The following is a 15,967-nucleotide window of genomic DNA, read 5'->3' on the forward strand; positions in this document are numbered from 1 at the left end:
ACGTGAGTATGACGTCGCCCACCACCCAAGTTGTTCGCCCGGCCGGTGCCGGCCACGAAACCCTCTATGTATTGCTGTTGTGCCTGATGATCCTGGCGGTTGCCGGCTCGGTGGTCGCCTGGCGTGGTGAGGCTCAGGAAGTGAGCATCGTGGGCAGCCATCAGCTGGACGCCCGTCGTGATCTGAGCGCATCCGAGCAAGGTATCTACGCCGACCTGCGGGTCACGCTGGATGAAATTCATCTGTTGCGTCAGGAACAGCAAGCGTTGCCCACACCCACCACCCTCGCCGATGAAGGCTTTGCGCCGTTTGCCCAGGACGCCAGTTCTGTCAGCCGCGGCGGCCATGCGTGGCAGTTGCTGGACGCCAAGGCGTACTTCGGCCAGAGCCAGACCCCAACCGTCGCCGGCTCGTTTTTGATGCGTTTGACCGCTGAAGACGACTCCGCGCCAGACATCTGGCTCAACCGCGGCAGCGCCCTCCCCGTCCCGAACGATCTCACCGACGCGGCGCTCAACGGCGCCGGCTGGCAGCAGATCGTCGCGCAATTCGATGCTGGGGTCACCCGCCAGCATCGGCATTGAATCCTCGCCTTCACCCGAGAGAAGACCGCTTTCCCATGCCCAGTTCATCTCAACGTCATTGCTTTTTTCGCCTGCTGCTGGTCGGCCTGTTTGCCTGTTTGCTGACACCTTTGGCCAGTGCCGATGAAGCCAAGCGCCTGCGCATCGGCATCACCTTGCATCCTTATTACAGTTACGTGGCCAACATCGTTGGTGACAAGGCCGAAGTGGTGCCGCTGATCCCGGCCGGTTTCAACCCTCATGCCTACGAACCTCGGGCCGAGGACATCAAACGCATCGGCGGGCTGGACGTGGTCGTGCTCAACGGCGTGGGCCATGACGACTTCGCCGACCGCATGATCGCCGCCAGCGAAACCCCGAACATCAAGGTGATCGAAGCCAACGAAAACGTGCCCCTGCTGGCCGCCACCGGCGTCGCTGCCCGGGGTGCCGGCAAGGTGGTCAATCCGCACACATTCCTGTCGATCAGCGCTTCCATTGCCCAGGTCAACAACATCGCCCGGGAACTGGGCAAGCTCGACCCGACCAACGCCAAAACCTACACCCAGAACGCCCGCGCCTACGGCAAACGCCTGCGGCAGATGCGCGCCGACGCCCTGGCAAAACTGACCCAGGCGCCGAACGCCGAGTTGCGCGTGGCCACCGTCCATGCCGCCTACGACTATTTGCTGCGCGAGTTTGGCCTGGAAGTGACCGCCGTGGTCGAGCCGGCCCACGGCATCGAACCGAGCCCCAGCCAGCTGAAAAAGACCATCGATCAACTGCGGGAGCTGGACGTGAAAGTGATCTTCTCGGAGGTGGATTTCCCATCCACCTACGTCGAGACCATCCAGCGTGAATCCGGGGTGAAGCTGTACCCGCTGTCGCACATTTCCTATGGCGAATACACCGCCGACAAGTACGAAAAAGAAATGACCGGCAACCTCAACACTGTCGTCCGGGCGATTCAGGAGTCAGGCGCATGACGGCTAAAGAAACCATCACTGAATCCCCTGTGGTTTCGGGGCCGACGCTGGATTTCGCCGAAGTCAGCCTGACGCTGGGCCGGACAACGATCCTCGACAAGGTGAGCTTTCAAGTCCAGCCCGGCAGCGTGCATGCACTGGTCGGCCCCAACGGTGGCGGCAAGAGTTCGCTGATCAAGACCCTGCTGGGGCAAATGCCGCATCAAGGCCGCCTCAGCCTGCAATGGCCTGGCGATCCGGGGACCATCGGCTACGTGCCTCAGGCCCTGGAATTCGATCGCGGTTTACCGATGACTGTCGATGACTTCATGGCCGCCATGTGCCAGCGGCGCCCGGCGTTCCTCGGGTTGAGCAAACATTACGCGGTGGCCATCGGCGAAGCGCTGGAACGGGTCGGTATGCAGGACAAACGCAAGCGGCGTATGGGCGCGTTGTCCGGCGGTGAGCGCCAGCGCGTTTTGTTGGCCCAAGGACTGATTCCGGCGCCACAGTTGCTGGTGCTCGACGAACCGATGTCGGCCCTCGATGAGGCCGGCATTCAGGTGTTCGAACGGCTACTGGGCGACTGGCGCCAAAGCGGCATTACCGTGCTGTGGATCGAGCATGATCTGGAAGCGGTCGGGCGACTGGCGGACCGGGTCACCGGGCTCAATCGCCGGGTGCTGTTCGATGCCACGCCGAAACAGGCACTGACCCCGGAGCGACTGCTGACCCTGTTCTCGACCCATCCCCGGAGCGCTGCCTGATGAGTTACGAAGCCTTTCGTTTGATGGTCCAGGGTTGGGCCTCGTCCGGTTACCTGCCAGAAGCGCTGGCTTATGGATTTGTGGTCAACGCGCTGCTCGCCGGGCTGTTGATCGGCCCGGTATTGGGCGGCTTGGGTACGCTGGTGGTGGTCAAGCGTTTCGCGTTTTTCTCCGAAGCCGTGGGCCACGCGGCGCTGACCGGTGTGGCCATCGGCATTCTGCTCGGTGAACCCTACACCGGGCCTTATGGCAGCCTGTTCGGTTACTGCCTGCTGTTCGGCATTCTGCTCAACTATCTGCGTAATCGCACGGGGCTGGCGCCGGACACGTTGATCGGTGTGTTCCTTTCCGTGTCGTTGGCCTTGGGCGCCAGCCTGTTGTTGATTCTGGCGGGCAAGATCAACGTGCACATTCTGGAAAACGTGCTGTTCGGTTCGGTGCTGACGGTCAACGGCAACGACCTGCTGGTGTTGGCCATCGTCGGTTCGCTGGTGATGGCGCTGGCCCTGCCGTTGTACAACCGCATCATGCTCGCCAGTTTCAACCCGCAACTGGCGGCGGTACGCGGTGTGGCGGTGAAGACCCTGGATTACTTGTTCGTGATCCTGGTAACCCTGATCACGGTGGCGGCAGTGAAAGTCATCGGCGCGATTCTGGTCGGTGCCCTGTTGGTGATTCCAGCGGCGGCCGCGCGCTTGCTCAGCCAGTCGCTGAAGGGTTTCTTCTGGTGTTCGGTGCTGATCGCCACGGTGAGCACGCTGTGCGGAATTCTCGCGCCGATTGTCTTTGACCTGCCTATCCCGTCCGGTGCCGCGATCATTCTGGTGGCCGGTATCGCCTTCGCTCTGGCCGCGATTGCTCGCGGCATCGTTCCAAGTCTGAAAGGGAACCTCGGATAAATGTCTTCTTCTCTGCGTCAATTAACCCTGGCGGTGACCTTGTGTGGGCCTGCCTCGTTCAACGCATTCGCCACCGACGCCTTCGAACCGATGCGCCTGGTGGCCAATCACGGTGTGGGTAACACCGCGCTCTTCGCCTCGACTTCAACTCACAAAGTGCTGGTTCTGGCGGCGTTGCCTGTGACCTACGGTCTGGGTGCCCTGCTACTGGAGGGCACCGATATCAGCCTTGAGCGCGCCGCGCCGGCCAATCTGCCCGGCAGCCGACAGACCGCTTATTTCACCGGTCGAGGCGCTCCGGCGCTCAGTAAGCTGGCAATCGATGCCGATGCGGTCATCGGCCTGCGCTCGCTATGGCCGGACGATCCGCTGTACCCGAACGCCCGCCGCAGCAATATCCGCATCATTGAAATCGACGCCGCCCGCCCGGTGGACGGCGCCCTGCCTGGCATCGCCGTGCAGCCTGGCAGCAAGGTCGATGGCTTGAACAGTCAGCCTTGGTTGGCCAGCAACAACATGGGCCGGATGGCGGATGTCATGGCGGCAGACCTGGTGCGCCTGGCGCCAGCGGCCAAGCCTAAGATCGACGCCAATCTGGCAGCGCTCAAACAACGCTTGCTCAAGCTCAGCGCCGACAGCGAGTCACGACTGGCCAGTGCCGACAACCTGAGTGTGATGAGCTTGAGCGATCATTTCGGTTACCTGATCGGCGGCCTCAACCTGGAGCTGATCGGCCTCGATGCACGGCCGGATGCCGAGTGGACACCTGAGGCGCTCAAGCAATTGGGCGCAACGCTCAAGGACAATGACGTAGCGGTGGTGCTGCATCATCGCCAGCCGTCGGACGCGGTGAAAGCGCTGATTGCCGAGGCTGGCAGTCGGTTGGTGGTGTTAACTGTCGATGCGGCAGATCCAGTGGCCGAATTGGAAGGGAATGTGGATTTGGTGATCAAGGGGTTGAGCGGGGTGTAACGTCAGTTGAACCGTGTAATCGTTCATCGCGGGCAAGCCCGCTCCCACAGGGATTTGTGGTGTTCACTCTATTTATGCAACAACACCAATCCACTGTGGGAGCGGGCTTGCCCGCGATGACGGTCTGACAGGCGACATAAACCTCCAGGCCTGAAAAAGCCCGCTGACCGTCACCGGTCAGCGGGCTTTCGTTCCCAAGCTCTGCGTGGGAATGCAGCCAGAGACGCTCCGCGTCTCACTTGACAGCTCAGTGAGCCACGGCCGCCTGCTCTTCCATTTTCTGGCGCAGGCTCAGCGGACGCATGTCGGTCCAGACCTCTTCGATGTAGGCCAGGCATTCCTTTTTCAGGCCACTCTTGCCCACGGTGCGCCAGCCTTGTGGCACGGCTTTGTAGTCGGGCCAGATCGAGTATTGCTCTTCGTGGTTGACCACGACCTGAAAGAGGATGTCCTCGCGGTCGAATACTGACGTCATGCTGTCTCTCCATCGCTGTAGGGTGGGCTGCACGCCGTGCGCAGCCGTTATGTAGAAGGAACGTTCAAGGCCTCAAAAAATTTAGAGGCTGGCGGTGGCGGCGGCCATGGCTCTGCCGAAAATCTCGGCCACCCGATCGATTTCTGTGGCAGTGATCACCAGCGGCGGCAGGAAACGCACGACACCGCCGTGACGCCCGCCCAGCTCAAGGATCAACCCACGCTTGAGGCATTCGCGCTGCACCAGCGGCGCCAGACGAGCGAATATCGGTGGATGGCCCTGAGCGTCCGGCGCGCCGGTCGGGTCGACCAGTTCGACGCCCAGCATCAAGCCGCGTCCGCGAATGTCGCCCAGTTGCGGGAAGTCCCGTTGCAGGATGTGCAAGTGTTCACTCAAGCGTTCGCCCATGACGGCGGCATGCTCGCAAACCTTGTGCTCTGTCAGGTAGCGCATCACTGCAGAGCCTGCGGCCATGGCCATCTGATTACCGCGGAAAGTCCCGGCATGGGCGCCCGGCAGCCAGGTGTCGAGCCAGTCGCGATAGACCACCACCGCCAGCGGCAGGCTGCCGCCGATGGCTTTGGACATTACCACCACGTCCGGAATGATCCCGGCGTGCTCGAAGGCGAACATCTTGCCGGTGCGGGCAAAACCGCTCTGGATTTCATCGACGATCAGCGCTACGCCGGCCTTTTCGGTGATGCGTCGCAAGCCGCGCAGCCAATCGAGATCAGCCGGAATCACCCCGCCCTCGCCCTGCACCGCTTCGACGATCACCGCAGCAGGCAGTTGCACGCCGGCCTCTGGATCATTCAGCAGGTTTTCCAGGTAATTCAGATTGACCTGCACCCCCTGCGCGCCGCCGAGCCCGAACGGGCAACGGTAATCGTAGGGATACGGCATGAACTGCACGCCACTACTGAGCAAGGCACCCAACGGCTTTTTCGGCCCCAGACTGCCCATCAGGCTCAGCGCGCCCTGGCTCATGCCGTGGTAACCGCCCTGGAACGACAAAACCGTGCTGCGCCCGGTGGCGGTGCGCACCAGTTTCAGAGCGGCTTCCACCGCATCGGTACCGGTGGGGCCACAGAACTGGATCTTCGCTTCAGCGGCCAATGCCTGTGGCAGCAAACCGAACAGGTCCTGAACAAACTGATCCTTGACCGGCGTGGTCAGGTCAAGTGTGTGCAGCGGCAGTTCATCGGTCAGTACTTGCTGGATCGCTTCGATCACCACCGGATGGTTGTGCCCCAGGGCCAGCGTCCCCGCACCGGCCAGGCAATCGATGAAACAGCGGCCTTCGACGTCCTCGACATAAATGCCCTTGGCACGCTTGAGTGCCAGGGGAATACGCCGCGGGTAGCTGCGAGCATTCGACTCCTGCCGGCTCTGACGGGCCAGCAGCGGCGATTCGTTGAACTGATAAAGCGTCTCGGCAGGCGCCGAGACGATCCGGGCCGGCTGATCTTCGATAAGGCTGGTAGCGACTGACATCTCTCGATCCCTCAATACGCTGTTGATAGTGACCAAAACTGCACACCGGGCAGGTGCGCGTTCCGGTCACGGGGCGCACTTGCAGGTTTTCCTGTTCTGGAAACGCATCAGGACCTCAAGGATTTAGACCCTCGATCAGCTTTCTATGAAGGTGGCGACAGCGCCTTGTGCATGGGAATGGCATGGAGTCCCGCCACGGTGAAAGTTTCAGCGCAAGCCCGGTAACCCAGACGGTGGTAAAACGCCTCGCCGGTACGGGTGCTATTGAGCCGCGCCTGAGGCAAACCCAGAGCGATCAACCACGTCTCGAGGTCCTGCATCAGCGCTTGTCCGGCGCCTCGACGAAACCATTCCGGTTGCACATAACAGAACGCGACTTTGCCGCTGATCGCCGCCAAGGCGGCGCCGATCGGTTTGTCCTGCAACAGGGCGATGTTCAGGTACAACCGTGGGTCGGTCAGCCAGGGCTGCACGTGTTCGATGGTTTTGTTGTGAGTCCAGGTGGCGACGGTTCGCGGATCGTTGCGGTGGTCGAGCGCGCAGCCGACGCGAATGGAACGCTCGACGATCCGGCTGATGATGCCGGCATCGGCGGGCGTTGCCTTGCAGATGTGTATCGATGCATCCATGGCGCTGTTACCTCAATCCATTGAGTCAAAGCTGCCGGGGACGATAACGCCGAGGGGACCGGATGGCTAATGGCGAGACGTTACATTTGGTGTGCAACACAGAACAAATGTGGGAGTGGGCTTGCTCGTGAAGAAGCCCACAAAGTCACCGACTATCTAACGGCCCCACGCAATTGCCCCACCAACCCTTGCAATGTCGCCGGCTCAGCCACTTCAACGGCCACCGCCGGGCCCGCCACCAGGGTCACCCGCGACCACAGCCTGCGAAACACGCCCTTGTCCGGATCACGGCTGAAGAAACTCCCCCACAACCCCTGCAACGCCAGCGGAATTACCGGCACCGGCGTTTCTTCGAGAATCCGCGTCAGCCCGCCCTTGAATTCATTGATCTCGCCATCGGCGGTCAACTTGCCTTCAGGGAAAATGCACACCAGTTCGCCGTCCTTCAGGTATTGGGCGATGCGGGTGAAGGCTTTTTCGTAGATTTGAATGTCTTCCTGACGCCCGGCAATCGGAATCGTCCCCGCCGTGCGAAAGATGAAGTTCAGGACCGGCAGGTTGTAGATTTTGTAGTACATCACAAAGCGAATCGGCCGACGCACTGCGCCGCCAATCAGCAAGGCATCGACGAACGACACATGGTTGCAAACCAGCAATGCTGCGCCTTCATCGGGAATCAGCTCCAGATTGCGATGCTCGACACGGTACATGGAATGGCCGAGCAGCCAGATCATGAAGCGCATGCTGAACTCGGGGACGATTTTGAAGATATAAGCGTTAACGCCGATGTTCAGCAGCGACACCACCAGGAACAGCTGCGGGATCGACAGCTTGGCGAGGCTCAGCAAGACGATCGACACAATCGCCGAGACCACCATGAACAGGGCGTTAAGAATGTTGTTGGCGGCGATCACCCGCGCACGCTCGTTCTCGACAGTACGCGACTGGATCAGCGCATACAGCGGCACGATGTAGAAACCGCCGAAGACACCAAGCCCAAGGATGTCGATCAACACCAGCCAGGCGTAACCGAACCCAAGGACTTCGATCCAGCCATGGCCATCAACACTGTCCGGTATCCCGCCGGAATGCCACCACAGCAACAGGCCAAACACCGTCAGACCGAACGAGCCAAACGGCACCAGACCGATCTCGACTTTGCGCCCGGAAAGTTTTTCGCAGAGCATCGACCCCAGTGCGATCCCGACTGAGAACACCGTAAGAATCAGCGTCACCACGGTCTCGTCGCCGTGCATCCATTCCTTGGCATACGCCGGGATTTGCGTCAAATAAATCGCCCCGACAAACCAGAACCATGAGTTGCCGACAATCGAGCGTGATACCGCGGGGGTTTGCCCCAAGCCCAGCCTCAACGTGGCCCAGGACTGACTGAAGATGTTCCAGTTCAAACGCATTTCCGGCGATGCCGCCGCGGCCCGGGGAATGTTGCGGCTGGCCAGGTAACCGAGCACCGCGATACCGATGATTGCTGTCGATACCACCGGCGCGTAGTTGCTGATGGACATCATGATCCCGGCACCAATCGTCCCGGCGAGAATCGCCAGGAAGGTGCCCATTTCCACCAGACCATTGCCGCCCACCAGTTCCTCTTCGCGCAAGGCCTGCGGCAGGATCGAGTACTTCACCGGCCCGAACAGCGCCGAGTGGGTGCCCATGGCAAACAACGCGACCAGCATCAGTGACAGGTGATCGAACATGAAACCGACCGCACCCACCGCCATGATGACGATTTCGCCGAGCTTGATCAGACGGATCAGTGCGTCCTTGGCGAACTTTTCCCCGAATTGCCCGGCCAGGGCCGAGAACAGGAAGAACGGCAGGATAAACAGCAACGCACACAGGTTGACCCAGATCGAACGGTCACCCTCGATGGTCAGCTTGTACAAAATGGCGAGGATCAGCGACTGCTTGAAGATGTTGTCATTAAAGGCCCCAAGGGACTGCGTGACAAAAAAAGGCAGGAAGCGCCGAGTACGAAGCAAGGTGAACTGTGAGGGGTGGCTCATCTTCCATGTGTCCCTGATGTTGGGTAAAGAGTGGCGTGAATACTGTTATTGGAATGTCGATCGTCGATCCAGGCCACAGATTACCTAATCTTTACAGGTTATTTCTTTAATCCTGCAATGCACGGCGAAACGAACAACTCACCCCGCCACGCGCCTTGCACCGTACGGTTGGCGACAATCAGCCACATCACCGCCAGCAACGCGACCAACACGCAACCAAAGGCACTGAAAAACATCAGGTTCAAGGTGCTGGCCAGTTTCAGCGTAGCCAGGGAGTAGACACCCAGCGGGAAAGTGAAGCCCCACCAGCCGAGGTTGAACGGGATACCAGCGCGCAAATAACGCACGGTGATCAACAACGCCACCAGCATCCACCAGAGCCCGAAGCCCCACAGCGTAATGCCAGCCACCAAGCCAAGCCCTGCGGCAATCTCGCCGATACCCGGCAGACCATTGGCGGCAAAGATCGCTGGCGCGTCGGCGCCCAACAGCAACATGCCCAGCGCACCCGTGCCAATCGGCCCCAGGGCCAGCCAGCTCGAAGCAGCCATATTTTCATGGGGCAATTTATGCAACGCCATGCGCAACAACAGGATAGTCAGAATGCTGAACGCTACCGGTAGGGAAAACGCCCAGAGCACGTAGCTAGTCACCAACACCACCAGTTGCGAATGAACATCGGCCAGGTGCGGCGCCAGCAAGCCACCGCTGGCAGCCGCCACTTCCGCCGCCACCACTGGCAACAGCCAGACGGCGGTCATCTGGTCGATGCTGTGCTCTTGGCGGGTGAACATCATGTAGGGAATCAATACACCGCAGGCCAGCGACATCGCCACGTCCAGCCACCACAGCACTTCGGCGAGATGAATCACACCGTCGCCCCAGCGCCGCAAACCGAACAGCAGAAAGCCATTGATGATGGTCGCAAGGCCCATGGGGATGGTGCCGAAAAACATCGAAACCGTGGAATGACCGAAAATCCGCCGCGCCTCGTCGAAGAACATCACCCAACGCGCGGCATACAGGGCTGTGAACAAGACAAACAAGGCGATATTGAACAGCCACAGGCCTTCGGCAAACGCGTGCAGACCGGGACTCGACACCGGCAATTGCGCAAGCGCCAGCGCCAATACACCAGTGCCCATGGTCGCCGCGAACCAGTTGGGGGTGAATTGGCGGATGGCCTCTCGTGGATGCTGCAAATGACTGAGCGGTTTGATACCGGGTTTAACGCTATGGGTGCAGGTCATGGTGAACTCCTGTCCTCTGGTGAGGTGGGAGCTCATGGTAGATCTGAATCGAATATCGATATAACGGGTAATATCTCTAACTGTTATCTGTTTTGCAGATAAGTCATCACACGCTGCCTTCCGTCTCGATCACCAATATCCTCGCCACACCTCGCGGATGAGCCACATGCTCAGTACCCACTGACGCATAAAAAATATCGCCAACCTCAAGCAGCGTTTCCTTCTCCAGGCCTGCTTCGCGATAACGCATCTGCACTTGGCCATCGAGCACCACGAACACTTCCTGGCCATCGTTGATGTGCCATTTGTAAGGCTGATCGGTCCAGTGCAAACGGGTGGTGATGCCGTTCATGTTAGCGATATCCAGCGCCGCCCAGGCGCGGTCACCGGTGAAGGATTTGCTGCGGATGATCTTCATGGGGCGGTCCGTCGAAATGAATGGCGGTGCCAAGGCTAACGGTCATCGAACATCGACGCCACAGACTTTGACGGACTGTATGGGTTGATCGATATTGCATTGAATCAGTGGGGCCGCCTTCGCAAGCAAGCCCGCTCCCACACTGGATTGAGGATGCCCAGATATTTTGTGTTTACTGACGATCGAGTGTGGGAGCGGGCTCGCTCGCGAAGAGGCCCCCAAACACACCAAAAATCGAACTGACTCCCAACCTGCGACACCCCACCACGCCACGACCTTGGTCGACACTGACTAACTCAAGCGGTCATGCGAGACTGTCCTGACCGGGTGGAGTCCCGGATGTCTTTTGTCTGGAGTTCCCATGTCGCTGTCCATCGGGCTGATTGCCACCGTCGCCCTGGCCTATATGGCCATCCTGTTCGCTATCGCCTTTTACGGTGACCGGCGCAGCGCGCCGTTGCCGCCACGGGTGCGTGCCTGGGTGTACAGCTTGTCGCTGGCCGTTTATTGCACCAGTTGGACATTCTTTGGCGCCGTGGGCCAGGCGGCAGAACAACTCTGGTCATTCCTGCCGATCTACCTCGGACCGATCCTGCTGCTGGTGTGCGCGCCGTGGGTCCTGCAAAAAATGGTGATGATCAGCAAGCAGGAAAACATCACTTCCATCGCCGACTTCATCGCCGCCCGCTATGGCAAATCCCAGTCGCTGGCGGTGGTGGTGGCGCTGATCTGTCTGGTCGGCGTATTGCCCTACATCGCCTTGCAGCTCAAGGGCATCGTGCTGGGCGTGAACCTGCTGATCGGCGCCGGCGCTGACGCCATGGGCACACGCGCGCAGGACACGGCGCTGATCGTGTCGCTGGTGCTGGCGCTGTTCACCATCGTTTTCGGTACCCGCAACCTCGATGCCACGGAACACCACCGCGGCATGGTGATGGCGATTGCCTTTGAATCGCTGGTCAAGCTGTTCGCTTTTCTCGCGGTCGGCGCGTTCGTGACCTATGGCCTGTACGACGGTTTTGACGACCTGTTCGACCAGGCCATGCTCGCTCCGCGCCTCGAAGCGTACTGGAAAGAAACCATCAACTGGCCGTCCATGGTGGTGCAAACCGGCGTGGCGATGATGGCGATCATCTGCCTGCCCCGGCAGTTCCATGTGACCGTGGTGGAAAACATCGACCCCCAGGACCTGCGTTTGGCCAAGTGGGTATTCCCGGCCTATCTGGCGCTGGCGGCGTTGTTTGTCGTGCCGATCGCACTGGCCGGTCAGATGTTGCTGCCCAGTTCGGTGCTGCCGGACTCATTCGTCATCAGCCTGCCCCTGGCTCAATCTCACCCTGCCTTGGCGATGCTGGCGTTTATTGGTGGCGCTTCGGCGGCGACCGGTATGGTGATCGTGGCCAGCGTGGCGCTGTCGACCATGCTCTCCAACGACCTGTTGCTGCCCTGGTTGCTGCGGCGCAACAACGCCGAGCGGCCATTCGAAGTGTTCCGCCAGTGGATGCTGTCGGTGCGCCGGGTGAGCATCGTGGTCATTCTGCTATTGGCCTACGTCAGCTATCGCCTGCTGGGCTCCACCGCAAGCCTGGCGACCATCGGCCAGATCGCCTTCGCCGCCGTCACCCAACTGGCCCCGGCCATGCTTGGCGCACTGTACTGGAAACAGGCTAACCGTCGTGGGGTGTTCGCAGGGCTGGCCGCAGGCACGTTCCTCTGGTTCTACACGTTGGTATTGCCGATCGCCGCCAAGAGTCTCGGCTTGCCCCTGAGCAGTTTTCCGGGCCTGGCATGGCTGCAAGGCAATCCGTTGAACCTGCCGATCACCCCGCTGACTCAAGGCGTGGTGCTGTCCCTGGCGGGCAACTTCACCTTGTTCGCCTGGGTCTCGCTACTGTCACGCACGCGGGTTTCGGAGCACTGGCAGGCCGGCCGCTTCATTGGCCAGGAAATCAGCGCCCGCCCGAGCGCCCGCTCGATGCTGGCGGTACAGATCAACGACTTGCAGCAACTGGCCGCCCGTTTTGTCGGCGAAGAGCGGGCTCGTCAGAGTTTCCTCCGTTTCGCCTACCGTCAGGGCAAGGGCTTCAACCCGAACCAGAACGCGGACGGTGAATGGATCGCCCATACCGAACGCTTGCTGGCCGGTGTACTCGGCGCATCTTCAACCCGGGCGGTGGTAAAAGCCGCCATCGAAGGTCGGGAAATGCAACTCGAGGATGTCGTGCGGATCGCCGACGAAACCTCGGAAGTGCTGCAGTTCAACCGCGCCCTGTTGCAAGGCGCCATCGAAAACATCACCCAGGGCATCAGTGTGGTCGACCAGTCGTTGAAACTGGTGGCCTGGAACCGGCGCTACCTTGAGTTATTCAACTACCCCGACGGTTTGATCAGCGTTGGCCGACCGATTGCCGACATCATTCGCTACAACGCCGAGCGCGGCCTGTGCGGCCCCGGCGAAGCGGAAGTGCACGTCGCCCGCCGCCTGCACTGGATGCGTCAGGGCCGCGCCCATACCTCCGAGCGATTGTTTCCCAATGGTCGAGTGATCGAGCTGATCGGTAACCCGATGCCCGGCGGCGGTTTCGTCATGAGCTTCACCGACATCACCGCGTTCCGCGAGGCCGAGCAGGCGCTGACCGAAGCGAACGAAGGCCTCGAACAACGGGTCACCGAACGGACCCACGAGCTGTCGCAACTCAATATTGCCCTGACCGAAGCCAAGGGCACTGCCGAATCGGCCAACCAATCCAAAACCCGTTTCCTGGCCGCCGTCAGCCATGACTTGATGCAACCGCTGAATGCTGCGCGGCTGTTCTCTGCCGCCCTCTCCCACCAGGAAGAAAACTTATCCAGTGAAGCCCGGAAACTGGTTCATCACCTGGACAGTTCGCTGCGCTCGGCCGAGGACCTGATCAGCGATCTGTTGGACATTTCCCGCCTGGAAAACGGCAAGATCAACCCTGATCGCAAGCCCTTCGAGCTCAATGATTTATTCCATACGCTGGGCGCCGAGTTCAAGGCCCTGGCTCAAGAACAGGGATTGAAATTTCGCGTCAGGGGCAGTGCGTTACGGGTCGACAGCGACATCAAACTGCTGCGACGGATCCTGCAGAACTTCCTGACCAATGCCTTCCGCTACGCCAAAGGCCCGGTGCTGCTCGGCGTTCGGCGGCGCAAGGGTGAGCTGTGTCTGGAGGTCTGGGACCGTGGACCGGGCATTCCGGAAGACAAACTGCAGGTGATTTTCGAAGAGTTCAAACGCCTCGACAGCCACCAGACCCGGGCCGAGAAAGGTTTGGGCCTGGGACTGGCGATTGCCGATGGGCTGTGTCGCGTGCTGGGTCACACCCTGCGCGTGCGTTCCTGGCCGGGTCGCGGCAGCGTGTTCAGTGTCAGCGTACCGCTGGCTCGGGCACAAACCGCGACGCCGGCCAAGGTTGCCGAACTCAATGGCCATTTGCTCAGCGGCGCGCAGGTGCTGTGTATCGATAACGAAGACAGCATCCTCATCGGCATGAACAGTTTGCTCACCCGCTGGGGTTGCCAGGTCTGGACCGCGCGCAACCGTGAGGAATGCGCGACGCTGCTCGGCGACGGAGTGCGTCCGCAATTGGCGCTGGTGGATTACCACCTGGACGATGGCGAGACCGGGACCGAATTGATGGCATGGTTGCGCACGCAACTGGGTGAGCCGGTGCCAGGGGTGGTGATCAGTGCCGATGGACGACCGGAGACGGTGGCCCAGGTGCATGCAGCGGGTCTGGATTATTTGGCCAAACCGGTGAAACCGGCGGCGTTGCGGGCGTTGTTGAGTCGGCATTTGCCGTTGTAATAAATGCGTCTGGCTAGCCCAGAACCTGTGGCGAGGGAGCTTGCTCCCGCCAGACTGCGAAGCAGTCGCAAAACACGCAACGCGGATTGCTTTACGGGAAACGGGGGGCTGCTGCGCAGCCCAACGGGAGCAAGCTCCCTCGCCACAGCAAGCCCCCTCGCCACAAATGTCATCGAACACCAGAAGCTTATTCGGGCAGTTCGGCCAAGCCATCGACATCCGTCATCGCCCGCTCCAGCAAGTCCGCCGGCAAGCTCTTGCTGGCTCGCGCGCCCAGCAACTTGAGCTGCTCGCTGCGACTGACCAGGTTGCCGCGGCCTTCAGTCAGCTTATTACGTGCAGAGCTGTAGGCTTTGTCCAGTTGCTGCAGGCGATTGCCGACCTCATCCAGATCCTGAATGAACAACACGAACTTGTCGTACAGCCAACCGGCGCGCTCGGCGATTTCCCGGGCGTTCTGACTCTGGCGCTCCTGCTTCCACAGGCTGTCGATAACCCGCAAAGTGGCCAGCAACGTGGTCGGGCTGACGATCACGATATTGCGGTCGAAAGCCTCCTGAAACAGCGTCGGCTCAGCCTGCAACGCCGCAGAAAACGCCGCTTCGATCGGAACGAAAAGCAGAACGAAATCCAGGCTGTGCAAGCCGTCGAGCCGCTTGTAGTCCTTGCCGGCCAGGCCTTTGACGTGATTGCGCAGGGACAGTACATGTTGTTTGATGGCGATCTGGCCGATGCCGTCGTCCTCAGCCGCCACATACTGCTGATAAGCCGTGAGGCTGACCTTGGAATCGACCACGACCTGCTTGTCACCGGGCAGGTAAATAATCACATCCGGCTGGAAACGCTCACCATCCGGCCCCTTGAGATTGACCTGGGTCTGGTACTCACGGCCCTTCTCCAGACCCGCGTGTTCAAGCACCCGCTCGAGAATCAGTTCGCCCCAGTTGCCTTGGGTTTTCTGCCCTTTCAAGGCCCGCGTCAGGTTGGTGGCTTCGTCGCTCAGACGCAGGTTCAGTTGTTGCAACCGTTCCAGCTCCTTGGCCAAGGAAAAGCGCTCGCGGGCTTCGGCCTGATAGCTTTCCTCGACGCGTTTTTCGAACGACTGGATACGTTCCTTCAATGGATCGAGCAGTTGCCCCAAGCGCTGCTGACTGGTTTCGGCAAAACGCTGCTCACGCTCGTCGAAGATCTTGCCCGCCAACTCGGCGAATTGCGCGCGCAACTCGTCCCGCGAGCCTTGAAGGTCGTTGAGGCGCTGCTGATGGCTTTCCTGCTGCTCACGCAGCTCGGCGTTAAGGGAAGCGGCCTGAGCGTCGAGGCGACGCAACTCAGCCTCTTTGCCGGCGCGTTCGATGTTCCAGGCGTGGGCCGCGTCGCGGGCGTCGTCGCGTTCGATCTGGAGCAGTTCGACTTCACGACGCACGGCGGCCAGATCGGCCTGTTTGGCGGCGTTGGCCTGGCTCAGGTCTGCGATTTCATCACGGCAAGTGTCGAGCTGCGCATTCAAGCCATCCTGCGTCAGCTGGGCGATGGCAAGGCGCTCTTCCAGTATTGCCAGCTCGGCCTGCCCCGAACTTGCCCGACGCTGAAGCTGCCAGGCCAGTACCAGTAACGGCAATGCAGCGCCCGCCAGACCCAGCAATACGCTGGTCAAGTCCATCGCCATAGCCACTCCT

13 protein-coding genes are annotated in these 15,967 nt (G+C 60.5%); 6 read left to right on the forward strand and 7 right to left on the reverse strand.

Annotated elements, in window-relative coordinates; genetic code table 11:
• Positions 1–8: 8 nt before the first annotated feature.
• The 5 genes from PSH88_RS21440 to PSH88_RS21460 are packed head-to-tail and all read left to right on the forward strand — an operon-like array spanning position 9 to position 4,166.
• Positions 9–584 (forward strand): DUF6162 family protein, encoded by a 576-nt coding sequence (locus tag PSH88_RS21440; protein WP_305427037.1) that lies wholly within the window; start codon positions 9–11, stop codon positions 582–584.
• A gap of 35 nt (positions 585–619) precedes the next feature.
• The gene (locus PSH88_RS21445) at positions 620–1,549 is read left to right on the forward strand and encodes a metal ABC transporter substrate-binding protein (protein WP_305422503.1); all 930 of its coding nucleotides are present in this window, start codon (positions 620–622) and stop codon (positions 1,547–1,549) included.
• Positions 1,546–2,295, forward strand: coding sequence for a metal ABC transporter ATP-binding protein (locus PSH88_RS21450; protein WP_305422504.1), 750 nt, complete (start codon positions 1,546–1,548; stop codon positions 2,293–2,295). The genes PSH88_RS21445 and PSH88_RS21450 overlap by 4 nt, the downstream gene beginning before the upstream one ends.
• Positions 2,295–3,194: a metal ABC transporter permease gene (locus PSH88_RS21455; protein ID WP_007906536.1), complete on the forward strand. Its 900-nt coding sequence runs from the start codon at positions 2,295–2,297 to the stop codon at positions 3,192–3,194. The genes PSH88_RS21450 and PSH88_RS21455 overlap by 1 nt, the downstream gene beginning before the upstream one ends.
• Complete coding sequence (locus tag PSH88_RS21460; protein WP_305422505.1) at positions 3,195–4,166, forward strand: metal ABC transporter substrate-binding protein; 972 nt, start codon at positions 3,195–3,197, stop codon at positions 4,164–4,166. It abuts the gene before it with no gap.
• Positions 4,167–4,413: 247 nt separating this feature from the next.
• Here PSH88_RS21460 and PSH88_RS21465 read toward each other — a convergent pair whose 3' ends face one another.
• The 6 genes from PSH88_RS21465 to PSH88_RS21490 all read right to left on the reverse strand — a co-directional run bounded on the left by PSH88_RS21465 (position 4,414) and on the right by PSH88_RS21490 (position 10,459).
• Entirely contained in the window at positions 4,414–4,641 is a 228-nt protein-coding gene (locus tag PSH88_RS21465; protein WP_007934245.1) for an MbtH family protein, read from the reverse strand.
• An 81-nt stretch (positions 4,642–4,722) separates the two neighbouring features.
• Positions 4,723–6,135, reverse strand: a complete 1,413-nt coding sequence (locus PSH88_RS21470) for an aspartate aminotransferase family protein (RefSeq protein WP_305422507.1) — start codon at positions 6,133–6,135, stop codon at positions 4,723–4,725.
• Positions 6,136–6,278: 143 nt separating this feature from the next.
• On the reverse strand, positions 6,279–6,764 hold the full coding sequence (locus PSH88_RS21475; RefSeq protein WP_305422509.1) for a GNAT family N-acetyltransferase: 486 nt from the start codon (positions 6,762–6,764) through the stop codon (positions 6,279–6,281).
• Between the two features lie 152 nt (positions 6,765–6,916).
• Entirely contained in the window at positions 6,917–8,791 is a 1,875-nt protein-coding gene (locus PSH88_RS21480; RefSeq protein WP_305422510.1) for an MFS transporter, read from the reverse strand.
• A gap of 98 nt (positions 8,792–8,889) precedes the next feature.
• Positions 8,890–10,041, reverse strand: coding sequence for a TDT family transporter (locus PSH88_RS21485; protein ID WP_305483366.1), 1,152 nt, complete (start codon positions 10,039–10,041; stop codon positions 8,890–8,892).
• 106 nt (positions 10,042–10,147) lie between these two features.
• Positions 10,148–10,459 carry a cupin domain-containing protein gene (locus PSH88_RS21490; protein ID WP_305422514.1) on the reverse strand — a complete coding sequence of 104 codons (312 nt, stop codon included), beginning with the start codon at positions 10,457–10,459 and terminating at the stop codon, positions 10,148–10,150.
• 361 nt (positions 10,460–10,820) lie between these two features.
• On the opposite strand from PSH88_RS21490, the gene PSH88_RS21495 reads away from it, so the two are divergent.
• The gene (locus tag PSH88_RS21495; RefSeq protein WP_305422516.1) at positions 10,821–14,291 is read left to right on the forward strand and encodes a hybrid sensor histidine kinase/response regulator; all 3,471 of its coding nucleotides are present in this window, start codon (positions 10,821–10,823) and stop codon (positions 14,289–14,291) included.
• A gap of 187 nt (positions 14,292–14,478) precedes the next feature.
• On the opposite strand, the gene PSH88_RS21500 is transcribed toward PSH88_RS21495, so the two are convergent.
• A complete protein-coding gene (locus PSH88_RS21500) occupies positions 14,479–15,843 on the reverse strand; it encodes a DNA recombination protein RmuC (protein ID WP_305427038.1) in 1,365 nt (454 codons plus the stop codon).
• Positions 15,844–15,967: the final 124 nt, after the last annotated feature.

Origin of the sequence: Pseudomonas wuhanensis (genome assembly GCF_030687395.1) — a bacterium.
GTDB classification, from domain to species: Bacteria; Pseudomonadota; Gammaproteobacteria; order Pseudomonadales; family Pseudomonadaceae; genus Aquipseudomonas; species Aquipseudomonas wuhanensis.

Bases quoted from the DNA above. Each gene is read 5' to 3' on its own strand.
- PSH88_RS21490 (WP_305422514.1), bottom strand. From the start codon at position 10,459: ATGAAGATCATCCGCAGCAAATCCTTCACCGGTGACCGCGCCTGGGCG.
- PSH88_RS21465 (WP_007934245.1), bottom strand. From the start codon at position 4,641: ATGACGTCAGTATTCGACCGCGAGGACATCCTCTTTCAGGTCGTGGTC.
- PSH88_RS21455 (WP_007906536.1), top strand. From the start codon at position 2,295: ATGAGTTACGAAGCCTTTCGTTTGATGGTCCAGGGTTGGGCCTCGTCC.
- PSH88_RS21475 (WP_305422509.1), bottom strand. From the start codon at position 6,764: ATGGATGCATCGATACACATCTGCAAGGCAACGCCCGCCGATGCCGGC.
- PSH88_RS21495 (WP_305422516.1), top strand. From the start codon at position 10,821: ATGTCGCTGTCCATCGGGCTGATTGCCACCGTCGCCCTGGCCTATATG.
- PSH88_RS21485 (WP_305483366.1), bottom strand. From the start codon at position 10,041: ATGACCTGCACCCATAGCGTTAAACCCGGTATCAAACCGCTCAGTCAT.
- PSH88_RS21460 (WP_305422505.1), top strand. From the start codon at position 3,195: ATGTCTTCTTCTCTGCGTCAATTAACCCTGGCGGTGACCTTGTGTGGG.
- PSH88_RS21440 (WP_305427037.1), top strand. From the start codon at position 9: ATGACGTCGCCCACCACCCAAGTTGTTCGCCCGGCCGGTGCCGGCCAC.
- PSH88_RS21445 (WP_305422503.1), top strand. From the start codon at position 620: ATGCCCAGTTCATCTCAACGTCATTGCTTTTTTCGCCTGCTGCTGGTC.
- PSH88_RS21470 (WP_305422507.1), bottom strand. From the start codon at position 6,135: ATGTCAGTCGCTACCAGCCTTATCGAAGATCAGCCGGCCCGGATCGTC.
- PSH88_RS21480 (WP_305422510.1), bottom strand. From the start codon at position 8,791: ATGAGCCACCCCTCACAGTTCACCTTGCTTCGTACTCGGCGCTTCCTG.
- PSH88_RS21450 (WP_305422504.1), top strand. From the start codon at position 1,546: ATGACGGCTAAAGAAACCATCACTGAATCCCCTGTGGTTTCGGGGCCG.